This is a genomic window from Pseudomonas sp. NFR02 (assembly GCF_900119375.1).
Lineage (GTDB): Bacteria > Pseudomonadota > Gammaproteobacteria > Pseudomonadales > Pseudomonadaceae > Aquipseudomonas > Aquipseudomonas paracarnis.
In genome coordinates, this window is the sequence record NZ_FPJJ01000002.1 from 608,245 (window position 1) to 627,312 (window position 19,068).

The 19,068-nt window shown below is 60.8% G+C and carries 17 protein-coding genes; 8 read left to right on the forward strand and 9 right to left on the reverse strand.

The genetic code is table 11. The annotated features are described in order from the left end of the window. The first annotated feature begins 158 nt into the window (after window positions 1-158). The 3 genes from BT199_RS08495 to BT199_RS08505 are packed head-to-tail and all read left to right on the forward strand — an operon-like array spanning window position 159 to window position 2,030. Window positions 159-461: a hypothetical protein gene (locus BT199_RS08495; RefSeq protein WP_034126521.1), complete on the forward strand. Its 303-nt coding sequence runs from the start codon at window positions 159-161 to the stop codon at window positions 459-461. After that, window positions 461-1,321 (forward strand): DUF72 domain-containing protein, encoded by an 861-nt coding sequence (locus tag BT199_RS08500; protein WP_038449171.1) that lies wholly within the window; start codon window positions 461-463, stop codon window positions 1,319-1,321. The genes BT199_RS08495 and BT199_RS08500 overlap by 1 nt, the downstream gene beginning before the upstream one ends. 10 nt (window positions 1,322-1,331) lie before the next feature. Continuing rightward, on the forward strand, window positions 1,332-2,030 hold the full coding sequence (locus BT199_RS08505) for an extensin-like domain-containing protein (RefSeq protein ID WP_014717211.1): 699 nt from the start codon (window positions 1,332-1,334) through the stop codon (window positions 2,028-2,030). A gap of 3 nt (window positions 2,031-2,033) precedes the next feature. Here the strand turns inward: BT199_RS08505 and BT199_RS08510 are convergent, their stop codons facing one another. Beyond that, window positions 2,034-2,654 (reverse strand): hypothetical protein, encoded by a 621-nt coding sequence (locus tag BT199_RS08510; protein WP_019817732.1) that lies wholly within the window; start codon window positions 2,652-2,654, stop codon window positions 2,034-2,036. Between the two features lie 96 nt (window positions 2,655-2,750). On the opposite strand from BT199_RS08510, the gene BT199_RS08515 reads away from it, so the two are divergent. Next, window positions 2,751-3,533, forward strand: a complete 783-nt coding sequence (locus tag BT199_RS08515) for a class I SAM-dependent methyltransferase (protein ID WP_014717213.1) — start codon at window positions 2,751-2,753, stop codon at window positions 3,531-3,533. A gap of 603 nt (window positions 3,534-4,136) precedes the next feature. On the opposite strand, the gene BT199_RS08520 is transcribed toward BT199_RS08515, so the two are convergent. Next, complete coding sequence (locus tag BT199_RS08520; RefSeq protein WP_072434296.1) at window positions 4,137-4,793, reverse strand: TetR/AcrR family transcriptional regulator; 657 nt, start codon at window positions 4,791-4,793, stop codon at window positions 4,137-4,139. Window positions 4,794-4,886: 93 nt separating this feature from the next. Here BT199_RS08520 and BT199_RS08525 point away from each other — a divergent pair, with 93 nt between their 5' ends. The 3 genes from BT199_RS08525 (at window position 4,887) to BT199_RS08535 (ending at window position 9,440) form a co-directional block, all read left to right on the forward strand. Next, entirely contained in the window at window positions 4,887-5,987 is a 1,101-nt protein-coding gene (locus BT199_RS08525; protein WP_072434297.1) for an efflux RND transporter periplasmic adaptor subunit, read from the forward strand. Between the two features lie 5 nt (window positions 5,988-5,992). Continuing rightward, complete coding sequence (locus tag BT199_RS08530; RefSeq protein WP_072434298.1) at window positions 5,993-9,058, forward strand: efflux RND transporter permease subunit; 3,066 nt, start codon at window positions 5,993-5,995, stop codon at window positions 9,056-9,058. 142 nt (window positions 9,059-9,200) lie between these two features. Beyond that, window positions 9,201-9,440 carry a type III secretion protein gene (locus tag BT199_RS08535; protein WP_072434299.1) on the forward strand — a complete coding sequence of 80 codons (240 nt, stop codon included), beginning with the start codon at window positions 9,201-9,203 and terminating at the stop codon, window positions 9,438-9,440. Window positions 9,441-9,533: 93 nt separating this feature from the next. Here BT199_RS08535 and BT199_RS08540 read toward each other — a convergent pair whose 3' ends face one another. Genes BT199_RS08540 through plsB form a run of 3 tightly spaced genes read right to left on the reverse strand, consistent with a single transcriptional unit; the run spans window position 9,534 to window position 13,223 of the window. Next, window positions 9,534-10,223 carry a DUF4197 domain-containing protein gene (locus tag BT199_RS08540; RefSeq protein WP_003189124.1) on the reverse strand — a complete coding sequence of 230 codons (690 nt, stop codon included), beginning with the start codon at window positions 10,221-10,223 and terminating at the stop codon, window positions 9,534-9,536. Between the two features lie 27 nt (window positions 10,224-10,250). Beyond that, the gene (locus tag BT199_RS08545) at window positions 10,251-10,652 is read right to left on the reverse strand and encodes a YbaY family lipoprotein (protein ID WP_014717218.1); all 402 of its coding nucleotides are present in this window, start codon (window positions 10,650-10,652) and stop codon (window positions 10,251-10,253) included. A gap of 51 nt (window positions 10,653-10,703) precedes the next feature. Beyond that, window positions 10,704-13,223: a glycerol-3-phosphate 1-O-acyltransferase PlsB gene (gene plsB / locus BT199_RS08550; protein WP_072434300.1), complete on the reverse strand. Its 2,520-nt coding sequence runs from the start codon at window positions 13,221-13,223 to the stop codon at window positions 10,704-10,706. A gap of 181 nt (window positions 13,224-13,404) precedes the next feature. Here plsB and BT199_RS08555 point away from each other — a divergent pair, with 181 nt between their 5' ends. After that, window positions 13,405-13,614 carry a cold-shock protein gene (locus BT199_RS08555; protein WP_003189131.1) on the forward strand — a complete coding sequence of 70 codons (210 nt, stop codon included), beginning with the start codon at window positions 13,405-13,407 and terminating at the stop codon, window positions 13,612-13,614. 119 nt (window positions 13,615-13,733) lie between these two features. Here BT199_RS08555 and BT199_RS08560 read toward each other — a convergent pair whose 3' ends face one another. The 4 genes from BT199_RS08560 to BT199_RS08575 all read right to left on the reverse strand — a co-directional run bounded on the left by BT199_RS08560 (window position 13,734) and on the right by BT199_RS08575 (window position 18,974). Next, a complete protein-coding gene (locus BT199_RS08560) occupies window positions 13,734-14,111 on the reverse strand; it encodes a hypothetical protein (protein WP_014717220.1) in 378 nt (125 codons plus the stop codon). A 54-nt stretch (window positions 14,112-14,165) separates the two neighbouring features. Beyond that, on the reverse strand, window positions 14,166-14,975 hold the full coding sequence (locus BT199_RS08565) for a putative RNA methyltransferase (RefSeq protein WP_060767067.1): 810 nt from the start codon (window positions 14,973-14,975) through the stop codon (window positions 14,166-14,168). Beyond that, window positions 14,975-16,126 (reverse strand): succinyl-diaminopimelate desuccinylase, encoded by a 1,152-nt coding sequence (gene dapE / locus BT199_RS08570; protein WP_005785553.1) that lies wholly within the window; start codon window positions 16,124-16,126, stop codon window positions 14,975-14,977. Before dapE ends, BT199_RS08565 begins: the two co-directional genes overlap by 1 nt. 256 nt (window positions 16,127-16,382) lie before the next feature. Continuing rightward, window positions 16,383-18,974, reverse strand: coding sequence for a glycosyltransferase (locus BT199_RS08575; protein ID WP_014717222.1), 2,592 nt, complete (start codon window positions 18,972-18,974; stop codon window positions 16,383-16,385). Between the last annotated feature and the right edge of the window lie 94 nt (window positions 18,975-19,068).

Below are 19,068 nucleotides of genomic sequence, written 5' to 3' on the forward strand. Positions count from 1 at the left end.
TCAAAAATGTGGGCGTTACGCGGCAAATTTCGCCAATCGTCAGAATTTGCCTGGGTTTTTAAACCTTTTACAAATTATGTGTTCTAGTTATCACCAGAGCATTTGCGCGCCATGGAAAGTGCCGCTAAATTGCCATCATTGATACCGAGTCTGCATGTATGCGTATAGACGGTTTTTCCTCACAGTCGTACCCCCTCAAGCGTAAGCCGCGCAAGGCGAGCGTGACGGTAGACGAGTCCGTCGAGGATTCACCGGACTTCATCGAAGTACACACCGATACGCCTTCCAAAGCTCAAGGCGCCTCGAGCGCACGTATCAGCGGCGTTCCTGCCCGTCAGCAAGACATGGTCTTTCCCCGTTCCATGAGCAAAAGCGTTGCCACCGCCCTGGCCAGCTACCTGACCACTGCCGGCTTTGTCGAATGGGATATGGAAGTGCTGGGTCTCGATATCCATATCTGATGCGTTTGCCTTATTACATTGGCTGCCCGTCCTGGAGTGAAAACGCCTGGCGCGAGTACCTGTATCCCGTTGAGGCACGTTCCAGCGATTACCTCGGGCTCTATTCCCAGGTCTTCAACGCCGTTGAGGGCAATACCACTTTTTACGCTCGCCCCTCGGCCGCCACTGTGCAGCGCTGGGCCGAAATCATGCCTGATGATTTTCGCTTCACCGCCAAATTCCCCGGCGATATCAGCCATGCTGGCGATTTGCGTGAACAGTTGCCGGCGGCAGAAAGTTTTGTCGGCTTGATGAGCCCGTTGGGTGAGCGCGTTTCACCGCTGTGGCTGCAACTCTCAAAGAGCTTTACGCCGCCACGCCTGGCGGAGCTGGCTGGATTTCTCGATGGCATTGATCGGCCGCTGGCCGTGGAGGTGCGTCATGAACAGTTCTTTGCCAAGGGTGATGCTGAGCGCATGCTCAACCGCCTGTTGCGCGATCGCGGTGTCGAGCGCATCTGCCTCGATCCCCGTGCACTGTTCAGTTGTACTTCTACCTCGGAAGCGGTGCTGCATGCTCAGTCAAAAAAGCCCCGGGTGCCACCGCGCCCGGCGGCCCTGACGCAGTTTCCCCAGGTGCGCTTCATCGGGCATCCGGACCTTGAGGCCAATGACCCGTTCCTGATTCCCTGGGTGGAAAAGATTGCCAGTTGGATCGAAGAGGGCCGCACGCCCTATATGTTCCTGCACACGTCGGACAACCGTCTCGCGGCACAGCTGGCGCTGCGCTTCCACGCCAAGCTGATGGTGCGCCTGCCAGGGCTACCGCCGCTGCCTGCCTTGCATCGAGAACCCGTGGCGGAGCAGCTCGGACTACTTTGAGGGTTGAGCCGTGGGTGTGGTCAAGACATTGAGTGTGTTGCTGTTGTTGGTGGGGGCATTTGCGTTGGCTGTCTGGCGCGGTTGGGTGCCGATGCCGCCTGAATGGAACCCCTGGGCGCCCTTGGATGTGCGAGCGAGCCCCAACCTGTTGACGCGCTACAAGCTCAGTCGTTTGCAGGATGATCCAGCGCTGTGTGACCAGGTGTTGAACACCTCTGGTCTGCGCGTGAGCCGCCAGGCCGATACACCGACTGATGCAGCGTGCCCCTTGCGCAGTGTCCTGCGCGTGCAGGGCGCTGACGTGGCCTTGAGCAGCAGCTTTCTTGCCAGTTGCCCGCTGGCGGTGGCGTTCGCCTTGTTCGAGCGACATAGCCTGCAACCGGCGGCCCAGGCCGTGTTTGGCCAAGCGGTGAGCCGCGTCGAGCATTTGGGCAGTTTTGCCTGCCGTAATATCTACAACCGTGCCGACGGTCGACTCAGCCAGCATGCGTCGGCCAATGCCCTGGATATCGCCGGTTTTCGCCTGGCCGATGGGCGCAGCATCAGCGTGCTCAAGGATTGGCCGGGCCAGGGCGACAGTGCGCGTTTCCTGCGCTTGGTACGCGATGGCGCCTGTGATGATTTCAACGTGGTGTTGAGCCCGGACTACAACGCCGCCCATCGCAACCATTTCCATCTGGACATGGGGCGTTGGTGGGTGTGTCGCTAAGGTTCAGGCGGCCAGGCGCAGGTTGTGGGTCACCAGCGGGCGCGCCCAGTAGTAATCGAAATCCAGGGCCTTTTGCTGCGCCAGCAGTTCTTCTTCGGGGTACGGCGTGGCGGCCGGTGGCAGCAGGTCCAGCTCGAATTCGGCAATTGGCAGGTGCAGGGGGCGTGGTTGTGGCGCCGGGCCTGGCTCGGGTAGCGGTTGGCCGGCGTTCAGCACGATGGGGCGCACCCACTCGCTCTCAAACGCTTGCTGGCGTTGCTGGGCGACTATTTCTTCTTCCGGGAACGGCGTCGCGGCCGGTGGCAGCAGCTCGGTTTCGAACTCGGCAATTGGCAGGAAGAGCGGTTCCGGCGGGGCGATCTCGGTGTCTTTCACATCGCACTCACGCTGGGTGAGGATCTGCGCCAGCAGGTCGGCGCCTTCGCGGGGTTCAACCGCCGGGTCTGCCGGGGCAGGCGTCTTGGCGGCGAGCGCGTCCGACGTTTCACCGAGCTGCTCGGCCAACGCACGGGCGAAGAAGTCCTGCCACACATGACTCACCCCGGCCAGCGCTTGGGTATTGCGCAGGCCGTAATGGTTGTGGGTCGGCAGTACACCGATGGAAAGGGGAAGAATGTCTGACATTTTTCTCGGTCGACGCTCAGCTCTGGCAAAATACCTGACTGTGATTTTTATCGGCCGTTGTTTGCCGATCCTTAATATTTTTGAGCGTGGCGATTGATGAACGAACAACCAGCGGCCAGCCGCATCCAGGTCCAAGCCTTGGCTGACAGCTTCCAGGCCCGCGCTGAACAGTGGGCTTCGCTGCTGGGGTTGCCTCTGCAGGTGGCCGATGCGGATTTTTCCCTGCAAGTGGGGGAGCACGGCTTGCAGTTGCAACAGCTTGGGCCTGATGCGCCAGGGCCGGTGCGGGTCGACTTTGTCGAAGGCGGCGCGGCGCATCGGCGGTTGTATGGTGGCGGCAGCGGGCAGATGATCGCCAAGGCGGTGGGCATCGCCCAGGGCGTGCGCCCGCGGGTGCTGGATGCCACGGCTGGCTTGGGCAAGGACGCGTTCGTGCTGGCCAGCCTCGGGTGTGAGATGAGCCTGATCGAGCGCCAGCCGCTGATCGGCGCCTTGCTCGAAGATGGTCTGGCCCGCGCTGCCGAGGATTTTGACGTGGCGCCGATTGTGGCGCGCATGAAGCTGCTCAAGGGCAACTCCATCGACGTGATGCTCAACTGGCAGGGCGAGCCGCCTCAGGTGATCTACCTGGACCCGATGTTTCCGCACCGTGAGAAAACCGCCCTGGTGAAGAAGGAAATGCGCCTGTTCCGCCCATTGGTGGGCGATGACCCGGATGCCCCGGCGTTGCTCGCGGCGGCTCTGGCCCTGGCCAGCCATCGTGTGGTGGTCAAGCGTCCGCGCAAGGCACCCTGCATTGAGGGGCCGAAGCCGAGCCATGCGCTGGATGGCAAGTCCAGCCGCTACGATATTTATCCCAAGAAAGCGCTCAAGCCGTAAGCTGCAAACAGCAGCACTTATCTCCCAGGTGCGGCGAGATCCAACTGTGGGAGCTGGCTTGCCTGCGAAGACGGCCTGACAGCCGATACCTATCTCTCTGGCGCGCCGCAATCCAAATGTGGGAGCTGGCTTGCCTGCGATGACGGCCTGAAAGCCGACACCTGTCTACCTGACGCCCCGCTATCCAAACTGTGGGAGCGGGCTTGCTCGCGAAGGCTGCCTGGCAGTCAACACAGTTGGATTGTGTACATATCCATTCCTGCGGTAACGGCCACCTAGGGTTCCGCTCTGACAGCGGCTCACTTTTGAAAAGCCGGAATGCCGGCCCAGACAAAAGTAAGCAAAACGCTCTTGCCCCACCACTCGGCACCTCGCCTGGGCTCGGTGTGCCCGTAATCCGCCAGTGAGTTGGGGGGCCGCCGCCACGCGCCATCCATGGCGCGGGGCGGCTAAACCGGCATCCCTGCCGGTTTACCCCCCAAATCCCTGTCGAATTCCGGCCAGCGTGGTTTGACGGGGCGCTTAAGATCAAAATCAAAAGCAGATCAAGAGCAGATCAAGAGCGACTCGCTTCGCATCGTGGTTACCGTCGGTTGCTACCGCCTATGCGGTGCTGTCGAGCCCCGTGCTGCGATAGGCCCGCATAAACAACTGCACCACGTCCTGCACATGCTCTTCAGCCTCTGCGGCGCTCAATTGTCCGCCGCAGCCATACAACAAGCGAAAGTTCGCGGTGCCCTTGAGCAGGCAAAAGAAGTGTTCCGCGGCCTTGAACGGTGTGTCGATGCTCAAGGCACCGCTCTGGTGAATCTTGCCGAGCAAGCGCTCCATGCCTTGCAGCATGCGCATGGGGCCGGCGTTGAAGAAGATCTGGGAGAGTTTCACGTCCTGATTGCCGGTGGTCATCATCAGGCGATGCAGGTTTACCGACTCCTCGCTGTTGATCAGCCGATGAAAGCCGCGTGCGATGTTGAGCAACACCGTCTCGACGGGCATGCCTTCGGGAAGCTCGAAGTACATCACCGGCAATTGCTCTTCACATTTGGCCACTACCGCCGCGGTGAACAGCGTCTCCTTGTCGGTGAAGTGGCTGTAGACCGTGAGTTTCGATACGCCGGCCGCCAGGGCGACGGCGTCCATGCTGGTGTTTGCATAGCCCTTATCCAGGAACAGCGATTTTGCCGATTCGAGGATTGCCTGGCGTTTTGCCATGTCCTTGGGGCGCCCTGGGCTTGCGGTGTTCAGAGGATTGTCGGACATTTTCACCTTTAATACTGGACTGGTGAGTTTGGTATTAATAACATACCGGCCAGTATAATTATTCCAAGCTCTATTTGCGAAAGGTCCTTCAGCATGCGCAGCGCTTTCCTGCCCCTTGCTTTGCCTGTCAGCCTGATCTTCCTGTTGGCCGCTTGCGGCCATGAAGAAGCGGCCCAGACCACCGTGCGCCCGGCCATGGTGGTGCAACCGCAGCCGTCGGCGCAGGCAATGGACAGCTACCCCGGTGAGGTGCGTGCCCGTTATGAGCCGGACCTGGCCTTTCGCATCGGCGGCAAAGTCAGCAAGCGCCTGGTGGAGGAGGGCGAACGGGTCAAGGCCAACCAGCCGCTGGCCGAACTCGACCCTCAGGACGTGCGCCTGCAATTGGAAGCCACCCGTGCCCAAGTGGCCGCCGCCGAGGCCAATCTGAGCTTGGTACGTGCGGAGCGGGATCGCTACAAGACCTTGATGGATCGTCAGATGGTCAGTCGGTCGCAGTACGACAATTCCGAAAACCTCTACCGAGCCGGTGAAGCACGCCTGAAGCAGATCAAGGCCGAGTTCGATGTGTCCAGCAATCAGGCCGGCTACGCCGTGCTGCGTGCGCCTCAGGATGGGGTAGTCGCCAAGCGTGCCGTCGAGGTGGGGCAAGTGGTTTCCGCTGGCCAGACGGTGTTCACCCTGGCCACCGATGGCGAGCGTGAAGTCTTGATCAGCCTGCCCGAGCAGGGCTTTGGCCGCTTCAAGATCGGCCAGCCGGTGTCGGTGGAGTTGTGGAGCCAGCCAGAGCAACGCTTCGCCGGGCGCATTCGTGAACTGTCTCCTGCCGCCGACCCCAAGTCTCGCACCTTCGCCGCGCGCGTAGCCTTCACCGACGGCAAAGTGCCCGCCGAACTGGGCCAAAGCGCACGGGTTTTCATCCAGGTCGACGGTGTCATTCCTCTATCGGTACCGCTGTCTGCCCTGAGTGCCGAGAACGGTGCGTCCTACGTTTGGCGTGTAAAACCGGACAACACCCTTGAACGCACCCCTGTACGCATTGGTGCGTTTGGCGAAAACACCGTGCCGGTACTCGAAGGCTTGGCCGCCACCGATTGGGTGGTGGCCGCAGGCGTGCATGTGCTCCATGAGGGCCAACCCGTGCGCCCGGTGGATCGCTCCAACCGTGTAGTGAATCTGGCGGCCAAGGAGTAGTCCCCATGGGTTTCAATCTTTCCGAATGGGCGTTGCGTAATCGCCAGATCGTACTGTTCCTGATGATCCTGCTGGCCGTGGTTGGCACCTTGTCCTACACCAAGTTGGGACAAAGCGAAGACCCGCCCTTTACCTTCAAGGCCATGGTGATCAAGACCAACTGGCCTGGAGCCACGGCCCAGGAGGTCTCGCGCCAGGTCACTGAGCGAATCGAGAAAAAACTCATGGAGACCGGTGAGTATGAACGCATCGTGTCGTTCTCCCGTCCTGGTGAATCCCAGGTCACCTTTATTGCCCGTGATTCGATGCGTTCGGCGCAGATTCCTGAGTTGTGGTACCAAGTGCGCAAGAAAATCAGCGACATCCGCCACACCTTGCCGCCGGATATCCAGGGGCCGTTTTTCAACGACGAGTTCGGCACCACCTTCGGCAATATCTACGCCCTGACCGGCGACGGCTTTGACTATGCGGTGCTCAAGGACTACGCCGACCGCATCCAGATCCAGCTGCAACGCGTCCCGGATGTGGGCAAGGTCGAGCTGCTCGGCCTGCAGGACGAGAAGATCTGGATCGAGCTGTCCAACCTCAAGCTCGCCACCCTCGGCTTGCCTCTGGCTGCTGTACAACAGGCGTTGCAGGAGCAAAATGCGGTGTCCACCGCCGGCTTCTTTGAAACCCCCACCGAGCGCGTGCAACTGCGCGTTTCGGGCAACTTCAAGACAGTAGAGGAGATCCGCAACTTTCCGATACGCGTGGGGGATCGCACCTTCCGCATCGGTGACGTGGCTGACATCCATCGAGGCTTCAACGACCCACCGGCACCGCGCATGCGCTACATGGGCGCAGATGCCATCGGCCTGGCCGTGGCTATGCGCGACGGTGGCGACATCCTCGTACTGGGCAAGGCCCTTGAAGCGCAATTCGCACGCCTGCAAAAGAACCTTCCGGCAGGGATGGAGCTGCGCAAGGTGTCGGACCAGCCGGCAGCTGTGAAGACCAGCGTCGGCGAATTCGTCCAGGTATTGGCTGAAGCGCTGGCGATTGTTTTGCTGGTGAGCTTTTTCTCCCTCGGCGTGCGCACCGGCATGGTCGTCGCCCTGGCGATTCCGCTGGTACTGGCGATGACCTTTGCCGCCATGTATTACCTGGGCATCGGCCTGCACAAGATTTCCCTGGGCGCCTTGGTCTTGGCCCTGGGCTTGCTGGTGGATGACGCGATCATCGCCGTGGAAATGATGGCGATCAAAATGGAACAGGGCTACGACCGCCTCAAAGCCGCGAGTTTCGCCTGGACCAGCACCGCATTCCCCATGCTCACCGGCACCCTGATCACGGCCGCAGGCTTCTTGCCGATTGCCACCGCGCAATCGAGCACTGGCGAATACACCCGTTCGATCTTCCAGGTGGTGACCATTGCACTGCTGGCCTCCTGGGTGGCGGCCGTGGTGTTTGTGCCCTACCTGGGGGAAAAACTCCTGCCCGACCTGGCGAAGATTCATGCGGCCAAACACGGCACCGACGGCCCGGACCCTTACGGCACACCCTTCTATCAGCGTGTAAGGCGTCTGGTGGAGTGGTGCGTGCAGCGGCGTAAAACCGTGATCGTGCTGACCCTGCTGCTGTTTATCGGCTCGGTTGCACTGTTTCGCTTCGTGCCGCAACAGTTCTTCCCGGCTTCCGGTCGCTTGGAGTTGATGGTCGACCTGAAACTGGCCGAAGGCGCTTCCCTGAGCAACACCGCCGAACAGGTCAAGCGCCTGGAGGCGTTGCTCAAGGAGCATGCCGGCATCAATAACTATGTCGCCTACGCGGGCACCGGTTCGCCACGGTTTTACCTGCCACTGGACCAGCAATTGCCCGCTGCCAGCTTCGCCCAGTTTGTGGTGCTGGCTAACACCATCGAGGAGCGAGAAAGCCTGCGCACCTGGCTGATCGAAACCCTCAACGAGCAATTCCCCGCCCTGCGTTCGCGGGTCACTCGCCTGGAGAACGGCCCGCCCGTAGGCTACCCCGTGCAGTTTCGTGTGACTGGCGAGCACATCGAAGAAGTCCGTTCGCTGGCGCGCAAAGTGGCGGCCAAGGTTCGCGAAAATACCCATGTGGTGAATGTGCATCTGGACTGGGAAGAACCGAGCAAAATCGTATACCTGAATATCGACCAGGACCGTGCCCGTGCCCTGGGTGTGAGCACTGCCAACCTGTCGAAATTCCTGCAGAGTTCCCTGACCGGCGCCAGCGTCAGCCAGTATCGGGAGGACAACGAATTGATCGAGATCCTCCTGCGCGGCACGGTGCATGAGCGTAGCGAGCTGTCGCGCCTGTCGAGCCTGGCCGTGCCCACCGACAATGGTAAAAGCGTGGCGCTGTCGCAAATTGCCACCCTCGAATATGGATTCGAAGAAGGCATCATCTGGCATCGCAACCGTCTGCCCACGGTGACCGTACGGGCCGATATCTATGGCAAGGAACAGCCGGCGACCCTCGTGCAGCAGATCTTGCCGACGCTCGCCGATGTGCGAGCCGAGCTGCCGGACGGCTATCTGTTGGAGGTGGGCGGTACGGTTGAAGACTCTGCGCGGGGGCAAAACTCGGTGAAGGCCGGCGTGCCGCTGTTTATCGTGGTGGTGCTGACCTTGCTGATGCTGCAACTGCGCAGCTTTTCGCGCACGGCCATGGTCTTTCTCACCGCACCGTTGGGGCTGATCGGCGTGACCCTGTTCCTGTTGGTGTTCCGCCAACCCTTCGGTTTCGTCGCCATGCTCGGCACCATCGCGCTGTCGGGCATGATCATGCGTAATTCGGTGATTCTGGTGGACCAGATAGAACAAGACATCAAGGCCGGCCTGGCACCCTGGCAGGCAATTATCGAAGCCACCGTCCGACGCTTTCGCCCGATTGTGCTGACGGCGCTGGCAGCGGTGCTGGCGATGATTCCGTTGTCGCGCAGTGTGTTCTTCGGGCCCATGGCTGTGGCGATCATGGGGGGGTTGATCGTGGCGACGGCGTTGACGCTGTTGTTCTTGCCGGCGTTGTACGCGGCTTGGTTCAGGATCAGGAAGGACGTGGAGTAAATCTGTGACTGTTTTTGGGTGGGCCCAATGGGAACCTTTTTTTCAGGCTTGCCACAGATAGTTACCTGTTCGCAGGTACTTTATTCGGTGGTTTTTATCACGTGGATAAAATTTCCAGAACGTTCATAGAGGCGAAATAGATATGCTCCTACAAGCAGTGGGAAACTTTTACTCGGCGATTGGCATGATGCTGGGCGGCGGTCAGGTGGGCGGCGCTTGCGCCAAACATTCACATAATGACTCCGTCAGTCGGCGTGAGCTTTCAGACGCGCTCAAATCGTTCAAATACGGTCATTCCCAGCCCACCACTAATTTGACGATCAACAACAGCGTTTCCAACGCGAACAGCAATGCGAATACCAACGCTCAAATCGGCCGTTGAATGCGCTGAGTTCTGATATTCAGCCATTGCAAACACTCTGCACCCGCAGAGTGTTTGCCGCGTTACGTCCCAGTACAAGTCGCTGGCGAAGGCTTAAAGTGCCCCAAACACCTTCTTGGCCAAGCTGGTGGCTGCCGCCGCCGGGTTCTTGCGAATGGTTTCTTCCTGCTGCGCAATCATCTTGAACAAACCATCCAGCGCCTGCTCGGTCACGTAGTTTTCGACGTTGGCGCTCTTGGCATCCACGGCGCCAAAGGCTGCGGCCTTGCCGGCCAGAGCGTTGTACTGCTGAGCCACGCCGACTTTGTCGGTGGCGGCCTTGACGATGGGCAGGAACTTGGCGCGAATTTCTTCACGGCTGCTTTTGTTCAGGTATTGGGTGGCGGAGTCCTGGCCTCCACTGAGAATGCCCTTGGCGTCGGTCACGCTCATGTTCTTCACGGCGTTGACCAGAATTGGCTGGGCCTGGGTCACGGCGGTTTCTGCGGCCTTGTTCATGCTGGTTTCCAGTTGCGTGACCTGGTCACCCATACCAAACATTTTAAGCTTGTCGGCGACTTTGCCGAGTTTGCCCGGCAGGCCGATCTTCACGTCCGGGTTGTTGCTGAAACCACCGGGTGTCCCGAGTTGTTTCACAGCAATCTGTGCACCTTGGGTCAAGGCATCCTTGAGGCCGCCGCTGGCGTCACCCTGGGACAGGCTGCCCAGATCCAGGGCCATGGCGTTGGCGCCGAACAGCAAGCCAGCACACAGGGCGGTGAGGCGAAGAGATTTGCGGAGCATGGGCGCTTCCTTATGAAGTGGGAATGATCAATGTGCGGCCGCATCTACCCGCAGGCGCAGCGGTTGTGGGTCCTGGCCGTTGAGTTGCACGGTGTGCCGCTCGGTGGTGATAAACAGTAGCTTGCCGTCCAGCTCAATGCGAGCGCTGACCGAATAGGTGTGGCCCGGTTTGACCTGAGCCGGGTCATAGCTCAGGTGAAACGGCAGCGGCACCTGGCCTTTGACCGGGCCTTTCTGTTCGGCGAGGGTCACGGCCGGGGCGTCCATCAGGGACACGTCCTGCAGGCTGACACTCAAGGTGGCGGCCGGCGGCAGGGCGATGCGTTGCAGGTAGAACACTTCGCCGTCCAGACTGGCCTTCGGGGTTGGGGTCATCGAGTGGCAGGCTCCGAGCAGGGCGGTCAGGCCCAGGAGGATGAGTTTTTTCACGGTGCAACTCCTTTTCAACGGCGCCGGAATCCGCCCGACGCCTCGTTCAATTTAGCGGTTTTCTTCAGGAGGGGCGGCAACCGGTTCAGGCGCGGTCTCGGTTGCGCCGTCCACGCGGTGCAAGGCCACCTGGCGGATCGACAGGCGAATATCCGCCGGCAACACGCGTTTGGCCGCACCTTCTGCCAGTTCGCCGAGCAGGTCGTGATAGCCCAGCTTGCCGGCTTCATCGCGGCGTAGCACATCTTGCTCCAGCAACGTCTGGATGAAATGTCGGAAAAGGCTCTTGTCGAAGAATTCCGGAGCATTGAGGCCGTGCAGGATTGACAGGCGCTGGGCCATGATCGTGCACAGGTCTTCCAGCTCTTCGGCGCTGATACTGTTCTGGCCGCTGTTGAGCAGCAACGAGATCGCCATGTAGAAGCGTTGCAGGGTCTGGGCGATGCTCTTGGACAGCAGCGTCAGCAGCACAAAGTGCCGCGAACTCGGCGCCGGGCGCAGGTACACGGCGTTTTCGAAACGCAGCAGGCCTTGTTCGACAAACGCGTCCAGCCATTGATCGACCACGTTGTCCAAGTCGTCCAAGGACCAACGAATAAACAGTTCCGATTGCAGGTACGGGTAAAGCGCGTGGGTGTAGCGCAGGATCTGTTCGCGACTCATCCGCGAGCTGCTCTGGAAGAAGCTCGCCAGCAACGCCGGCAGGGCGAAGATGTGCAGCACGTTGTTGCGGTAGTAGGTCATCAGGACGGCATTCTGCTCATCCAGATAAACGATTTTGCCCAGGGCGTCACTCTGCTCGGACAACAGGTTCATGTCCTTGACGTGCTTGATCAGCGCCAGGCCATCGCCTTCCGGCAGGGTGGTGTGGGGCGAGTAGGGCACACGACGCAACAGCGCGAGGTACAGGTCCAGCTGGCGGGCCATGGCCTGTTCATCCAGCGCCAGGCGGGTGGTGGACAGCAGGGCCAGCGCCACCAGGTTCACCGGGTTCACCGCAGCGGCTTCGTTCAAATGACGCGCCACCTGTTCGCCGAGGCGATTGGTGGTTTCGTTGAGCCAGGCCGGTTTGTAGTTCGGCCCCAGTTCCTGGGCGCGCCAGTCCGGTTGCTCGGCGTCGAGGAACTCTGCCAGCTTGATCGGTTCGCCAAAGTTGACTGCCACTTGGCCGAAGCGCTGCTTGAGCGCGCCGACCACTTTGAAGATATCGAAGATCGACTCTTTCTTCTTGCTGGCGCCACGCAGTTCGCCCAGGTAAGTGCGGCCTTCGAGGACACGCTCATAGCCGATATACACCGGCACGAACACGATAGGCATGCGCGAGGAGCGCAAGAAGCTGCGCAGGGTGATCGCCAACATCCCGGTTTTCGGTTGTAGCATGCGCCCGGTGCGCGAGCGGCCGCCTTCGACGAAGTACTCCACCGGGAAGCCCTTGGTAAACAGGGTGTGCAGGTATTCGTTGAACACCGAGGTGTACAACGGGTTGCCCTTGAAGGTGCGGCGCATGAAAAACGCACCGCCACGGCGCAGCAGGCTGCCGATCACCGGCATGTTGAGGTTGATGCCGGCGGCGATATGCGGTGGGGTCAGGCCGTTCTTGAACAGCAGGTAGGACAGCAGCAGGTAGTCGATATGGCTGCGGTGGCAAGGCACGTAGATCACCTCGTAGCCTTGGGCCACCTTTTGCACGCCTTCGATGTTATTGACCTTGATGCCGTCGTAGATCTTGTTCCAGAACCAGCTCAAGACCACTTCCAGGAAGCGGATCGCGGTGTAGGTGTAGTCCGAGGCAATTTCGTTGCCATAGCGCAGGGCCAGGGCCTTGGCTTTTTCCGGCGAGATTTTTTCGCGTTCGGCCTCATCAGAAATGGCCTGGCGCACTAGCGGCATATTGACCAGGCCCTTCACCAGATTACGGCGGTGGGACAGGTCAGGGCCGATCACCGCCGTCTTCAGGTTACGAAAGTGCACACGCAAGATGCGCTGGGCCATGCGCACGGTGCGTTCGTGGCCTTTATTGTGCTCGATCAATTCGCGCAGGTTGATAGGCGCGGAGAATTGCACACGGGTCTTGCGCCCCAGGATCAGGATGCTCAACAACCGGCGTAGACGCCCGGTGACCGCCCAGCTGTCGGCGAATAAAAGCTTCCAGGGGCTGGACTCGCTTTCGGGGGATTGGCCCCAGAACACACTGACCGGAATGATTTGTGCATTCTCTTCGGCGTGTTCGGTGAGGGTATTGACCAGCCGCGTCAGGGTGGGTGGTGCGCCACGCTTGTCCTGGCGCCCAAGCCAATCCGGATCCGGCGTGAGGTAGAAGAACGCCGCAGGCTCCATCAACGGCCCCACTGACACTGGCAGCACCGGGCGTGGCAGGCCGGCCTTGGTGCACTCGGCGTCGACCACTGCCAACTCGGTGAGGGAGGGTGATTGCAGGACGTAGAAAACCGGCCGGCTGCGGTCCAGGTTAAGGGTGAGGGACGACTGGTTGATCGTCTCTGAGCGAACCCAGAGGTACAACAGTCGGCGCAAGGTGCCAAACACCAGACGGCGGAACGGGGAGCGGGTCATAGGCGAACTGCTTCAAGTGGAAAAAACCGAGCAGGCGCTCGGGCGGGTAGTGTGCCGTATTCGCCGAAAATCGGCAAAAAAGCAGCGATGTAAAGTTGAGTTGATGGTTTTTGAGCCTGTCTTATACTCGGCAGTTCAATGCGAGCGACTCAACAATAAAAAAACCAGTGGGAGTGAACAGATGACAACGCGTGAAACCGGCAATGTGAAGTGGTTCAACGATGCAAAGGGCTACGGCTTTATCCAGCGTGAAGATGGCAAGGATGTGTTTGTGCACTACCGCGCCATTCGCGGTGAAGGCCACCGCTCGTTGGCCGAAGGCCAGCAGGTGGAATACGCCGTGGTGACCGGCGAGAAGGGCTTGCAGGCGGAGGATGTGGTCGGCCTGTAACAACTTTGTTTGATCGTTCCCACGCTCTGCGTGGGAACGCCTCTTGTGACGCTCCGCGTCACGCTTCGGGACGCAGAGCGTCCCAGGCTACTTTCCCACGCAGAGCGTGGGAACGATCTTCAGGCGGTTTTCCAAGTGATCTGTTCTTCACCGTCTACGCTGATGCGAATCCAGGTGTCGGCACTTTCCTCACCCTCTTCTTCAACCCAGGTGCCCGGCGCGCAGCGCACTTCGACGTTCAGTGCGGCAAACGCGGCGCGGGCGCAGGCGATGTCGTCGTCCCACGGGGTCTGGTCGCTTTCCAGGTACAGGCTGTTCCATTTGCCCACCGCCTTGGGCAGCCAGGTCACCGGCACGCTGCCGGCCTTGCACTTGTAGGTCTGGCCTTTCTGGACCCAGTCGGTGCACGGGCCCAGGGCGGCACCCAGCCAGGCGGCGATGGCCTTGTGATCGACGTCGGCGTCCTTCAGGTAAATCTCAATATCGGGTTGGCGCATGGATGTTCCTCGTTGCGGGATTCGAAAATCCATTCGCGGGTGGGTGAACGTCAGTCATTGAAGCACGAAATAATCGTAACGCATCGACACCGTGACCTGCAGCGGCTCGGCCGCCTCGATCACCTCGTGGCGGCGCTCGGCACTGGCTCGCCAGCCGTGGGGCGTCATCGCCAGCAGGTTGGCGCGGTCCTGGGCTTCGGCCAGGCTCAGGGTGAATTCCAGTGTTTCACTGTGTGCCAGGTGCATGCCATCCGGCACCAGGGCCAGGTGTTTATCGTCGGTATACTCGCGTACCTCGTCGTAAAGACGCTCGCGCAGTTCCATCAAGTGGCCGCTGGTCGGGCCGACCTTCATCAAACCGCCGCCGGGACTGAGCAGGCGCTTGGCCTCTTGCCAATCCAACGGGCTGAACACGCTGGCGAGGAACTGGCAGCTGGCATCGGCCAATGGCACGCGGGCCATGCTGGCGATCAACCAGGTCAGCGCCGGGTTGCGTTTGCACGCGCGCTTGACCGCTTCCTTGGAGATATCCAGGGCATAGCCATCGGCGTGGGGTAGGGCCTGGGCAATTTGCGCGGTGTAGTAACCCTCGCCACACCCAATGTCGACCCAGCGCTGCGGTGCACGCTCGGCGGCCAGTTCGGCCAGGCGCTTGGCCACCGGGGCGTAGTGCCCGGCGTTGAGGAAGTCGCGGCGCGCCTCGACCATGGCCAGGTTATCGCCTGGGTCGCGGCTGTTCTTGTGCTGCACCGGCAACAGGTTCAGGTAACCCTGGCGCGCGCGATCGAAACGGTGCCCGGCCGGGCACGCCACGCCATTGTCCACCGCATTGAGCGGTGCGCTGCAAATGGGGCAGGCAAGCATCAGGCGAGCAACTTGATCAGGGTCTGGTAGTAGATTTCGGTCAGCACATCGAGGTCGCTGGCCAGGATGCGTTCGTTGACCTGGTGGATCGTCGCGTTGACCGGGCCCAGCTCGACCACCTGGGTGCCCAGCGTGGCGATAAAGCGCCCATCGGAGGTACCGCCGCTGGTGGATGCCTTGGTCTCACGCCCGGTGATCGCCTTGATACTGGCAGATACCGCATCCAGCAGCGCACCCGGCTCGGTGAGGAACGGCAGGCCCGATAGCGCCCAGTCCACATGCCAGTCCAGGCCATGTTTATCCAGGATCGCCGCGACCCGCTGTTGCAGGCCCTCGACGGTGGACTCGGTAGAGAAGCGGAAGTTGAATACCGCCGTCAGGTCGCCGGGGATCACGTTGGTGGCGCCGGTACCCGAATTGAGGTTGGAAATCTGGAAACTGGTCGGCGGGAAGAAGGCGTTGCCGTCATCCCAATGCTCGGCAGCCAATTCAGCCAGGGCCGCCGCAGCCAGGTGGATCGGGTTCTTCGCCAGATGCGGGTAAGCCACATGGCCCTGTACACCGCGCACGGTCAAGGTGGCACCGAGGGAGCCACGACGGCCGTTCTTGACCACATCGCCCACCAGGGTCGTGCTCGACGGTTCGCCGACGATGCACCAGTCCAGGCGTTCCTTGCGCGCGGCCAGACGTTCGATCACCGCCTTGGTGCCATGGTGCGCCGGGCCTTCTTCGTCGCTGGTGATCAGGAAGGCGACCGAACCCTTGTGGTCCGGGTAGTCGGTGACGAAACGTTCCGCTGCCACCAGCATCGCCGCCAGGCTGCCTTTCATGTCAGCCGCGCCACGGCCACAGAGCATGCCGTTTTCATCGATCAACGCGTCGAACGGGTCGTTCTGCCAGGCCTGTACCGGACCGGTCGGCACCACGTCGGTGTGACCGGCAAAGCACAGCACCGGACCTTCATGCTTGCCATGGGTGGCCCAGAAATTGTCCACATCTTCGATGCGCATCGGTTCAAGCGCAAAACCGGCGTCGCCCAGGCGCTGCATCATCAGCTTCTGGCAATCGGCATCGATCGGCGTGACCGACGGGCGACGGATCAGGTCGATGGCCAGTTGAAGGGTCGGCGAAAGGTCGGCATGGGCCGTCATGGGGGGAACTCCGGAAAGCGTGTGATGGGGCGCAGGACGAATGTGGAAATACAGAGCCTGGAGCGACGCAACTCCAATGTGGGAGCTGGCTTGCCTGCGATAGCATCGCTGCGGTGTGCCTGTCAGACCGCGGCGTCTGTATCGCAGGCAAGCCAGCTCCCACATAGAATTGGGCCAGGCCAAGTCTCACAAAAGGGCCGTTATCTTATAGCAAAACGGCGGCCAAGGGCCGCCGTTTAGTGCATTGCGTCACTTTTTACGCCGCCGGTGCGGGCTCGGGCGCCGCCGAAGGTTTGGGCAGCGACGATAAGAACGCCATGATCAGCGCCGCCACATAGGGCAGCGACTGCACCAGCAACATCACCACCCAGAAGCGAATGTCGTTGCTCGGCAGGCCTTGCACCAGGTAGATCCCCAGCGCCGCGCCCCACAGCAGCAGCATGATGAACATTTCTTCGCGGGCTTCGGAAATGGCCACCCAGAAGCCGTGGTTATCGGCGTTTTTCGGCGTGCGAAAGAACGGAATGCTGGTGGTGAAGAAACCATACAGCACCGCCTTGGCGATGGTATGGGACAACGCCAACCCAGCCAGAGCCGCGCAGAATGCATCTTTCAAGTTCACGCCTACCGCACGACGGTAGAGGAAGATGATCTTGCCGACCTTGAACACGAACAACGCCAACGGCGGGATCGCGAAAATCAGCAATGGCGGGTCGACCCGAGTCGGCACGATGATCATCGCCGCAGACCACAACAGGGCGCCGACGGTAAAGAAGATGTTCATGCCATCGGCCACCCACGGCAACCAGCCCGCGAGGAAATGGTAGCGCTGACCGCGGGTCAGCTCGGTGTCTTTGCCCCGTATCAGGCTGGCGGTGTGGCGCTTGATGATCTGGATCGCGCCATAGGCCCAGCGGAAACGCTGTTTCTTGAAGTCGATAAAGGTATCCGGCATCAAACCCTTGCCGTAGCTGTCGTGGTAGTACGCCGCCGACAAGCCTTTCTCGAACACACGCAGGCCCAGTTCGGCGTCTTCACAGATGCACCAGTCGGCCCAGCCCAGCTCTTCGAGCACCGAGCGGCGGGTCATGGTCATGGTGCCGTGCTGGATGATCGCGTCGCGGTCGTTACGGGTGACCATACCGATATGGAAGAAGCCCTTGTATTCGGCGTAGCAGAGCTTCTTGAAGGTGCTTTCGTTCTGGTCGCGGTAATCCTGGGGCGACTGCACCACGGCGATTTTCGGGTCGGCGAAGTGCGGCACCATGTGCTTGAGCCAGTTGGGCGATACGCAGTAGTCCGAGTCGATCACCGCGATCACTTCGGCATCCTTGGCGGTGTGCGGGATCAGGTAGTTCAGCGCGCCGCCCTTGAAACCGGCCAGGGGCGCGACGTGGAAGAACTTGAAGCGCGGGCCCAGGGTTTCGCAGTAATCGCGCACCGGCTCCCACACCGCCGGGTCCTTGGTGTTGTTGTCGATGATCAGGACTTCGTAGTCCGGATAGTCGAGGGCGGCCAGCGCGTCGAGGGTCTGTTTGACCATTTCCGGCGGCTCGTTGTAGCACGGCACATGGATCGACACTTTCGGGCGGTAGTCCGAATCGCCTTCCACGGGCAGGAATTCACGCCGACGCTTGTGGGTCCAGACTGCTTCCGCCAGCTCATGGGCTTCGGTCAGCAACACAATGAACACGCCCAGGGCACCGAGTGCCAGCAACACACCGACCGTCACGCTGAACCAGGTGCTGTATTGCTGGCTGTAGTCGTAGCCGATCCAGACCAGCACCGACCCGCACAGGAACGCAATAAAGGTCAGGAAGGTGCGGCCACGCTGGCGCAGGGCCGAGCCATCGATCATCAACAGGGTCAGGGACAGCAGCGCAAGCACCACTGAACCGATGGCCAGTACCCGCCATTGCGGAATCGCCACCACCGGGCCGTCAAAATTGAATTTCTGCTGGCGCGCGGCGTTGAATACACCCCAATACGCACCCGCCGAACCTTCATCGCTGACCTTCCACGGCTGGTCGAAGGCCTCGATCACGAAGTAGTTGTAACCCTGGCGATTGAGCTTGTTGACCAGTGTACGCAGGTAAATCGCCTGGTCTGCCGGCGACGATTCATTGCCGCCGCGCATACGGCCGTTGCTCGGCCAGCCCACTTCCGACAGCAGCAGTGGCTTTTTCGGGAAGGCTTTCTTCAGGTCCTTGGCGCGGTCCAGGACGTACTGGCCGGCCTTGTCCATTGGGATGTATTCCCAGAATGGCAGGATGTGCGCGGCGATCAGGTCGACGTGCTTGGCCAGTTGCGGGTTCTTTTCCCAGATGTGCCATTGCTCGGAGGTGGTCACCGGGACTTTCACGGCGGCGCGCACGCGGTCGAGCAGCACGATCAGGGCTTCGGGGGTGATTTCTTCCCGGAACAACGCTTCGTTGCCCACCACTACGCGCACGACACTGCGCGAGGTGTTGGCGATCTCGATAGCGCGCTGGATCTCCCGCTCGTTACGCTCAAGGTCCGGGCTGATCCAGATCCCCAGGGTCACGCGCAGGCCAAACTCTTCGGCCAGCTTGGGAATATCCCCCAGGGGGCCGTCCACCGAGTAGGTACGGATGTTGTCCGTCAGCTTGCTCATGATCGCAAGGTCCTGACGCATCTGTTCGTCGGTAGGGTACTGGCCTTTCTGCGGGTACTGGCCTTGCTGGAACGGCGAGTAGGAAAAACCGGAGATCTGATCGGGCCAGTTGGGAGCGGTGACCGGGCGGTTGATCAGCGCCCAGAAACCGGTGAACAGCGCGGCAATTGCCAGCACCACCACCAGGTTGAGTCCAAATTTACGCGATGCCATGGTTATGTCGGGTTCCAAAGGGTGCGGAACGAAAGAGGTGTCGGCCTGCGCCGAACGGCGCGCATCCTACACCGGCCCTTCCCTGAGCGTACAG

Coding starts and splice junctions, on each gene's coding strand:
- BT199_RS08520 (WP_072434296.1), bottom strand. CDS start 4,793: ATGTCCGACAATCCTCTGAACACCGCAAGCCCAGGGCGCCCCAAGGAC.
- BT199_RS08535 (WP_072434299.1), top strand. CDS start 9,201: ATGCTCCTACAAGCAGTGGGAAACTTTTACTCGGCGATTGGCATGATG.
- BT199_RS08560 (WP_014717220.1), bottom strand. CDS start 14,111: ATGCGCCAACCCGATATTGAGATTTACCTGAAGGACGCCGACGTCGAT.
- BT199_RS08495 (WP_034126521.1), top strand. CDS start 159: ATGCGTATAGACGGTTTTTCCTCACAGTCGTACCCCCTCAAGCGTAAG.
- BT199_RS08555 (WP_003189131.1), top strand. CDS start 13,405: ATGACAACGCGTGAAACCGGCAATGTGAAGTGGTTCAACGATGCAAAG.
- BT199_RS08515 (WP_014717213.1), top strand. CDS start 2,751: ATGAACGAACAACCAGCGGCCAGCCGCATCCAGGTCCAAGCCTTGGCT.
- BT199_RS08510 (WP_019817732.1), bottom strand. CDS start 2,654: ATGTCAGACATTCTTCCCCTTTCCATCGGTGTACTGCCGACCCACAAC.
- BT199_RS08525 (WP_072434297.1), top strand. CDS start 4,887: ATGCGCAGCGCTTTCCTGCCCCTTGCTTTGCCTGTCAGCCTGATCTTC.
- BT199_RS08500 (WP_038449171.1), top strand. CDS start 461: ATGCGTTTGCCTTATTACATTGGCTGCCCGTCCTGGAGTGAAAACGCC.
- BT199_RS08575 (WP_014717222.1), bottom strand. CDS start 18,974: ATGGCATCGCGTAAATTTGGACTCAACCTGGTGGTGGTGCTGGCAATT.
- plsB (WP_072434300.1), bottom strand. CDS start 13,223: ATGACCCGCTCCCCGTTCCGCCGTCTGGTGTTTGGCACCTTGCGCCGA.
- BT199_RS08565 (WP_060767067.1), bottom strand. CDS start 14,975: ATGCTTGCCTGCCCCATTTGCAGCGCACCGCTCAATGCGGTGGACAAT.
- BT199_RS08540 (WP_003189124.1), bottom strand. CDS start 10,223: ATGCTCCGCAAATCTCTTCGCCTCACCGCCCTGTGTGCTGGCTTGCTG.
- dapE (WP_005785553.1), bottom strand. CDS start 16,126: ATGACGGCCCATGCCGACCTTTCGCCGACCCTTCAACTGGCCATCGAC.
- BT199_RS08530 (WP_072434298.1), top strand. CDS start 5,993: ATGGGTTTCAATCTTTCCGAATGGGCGTTGCGTAATCGCCAGATCGTA.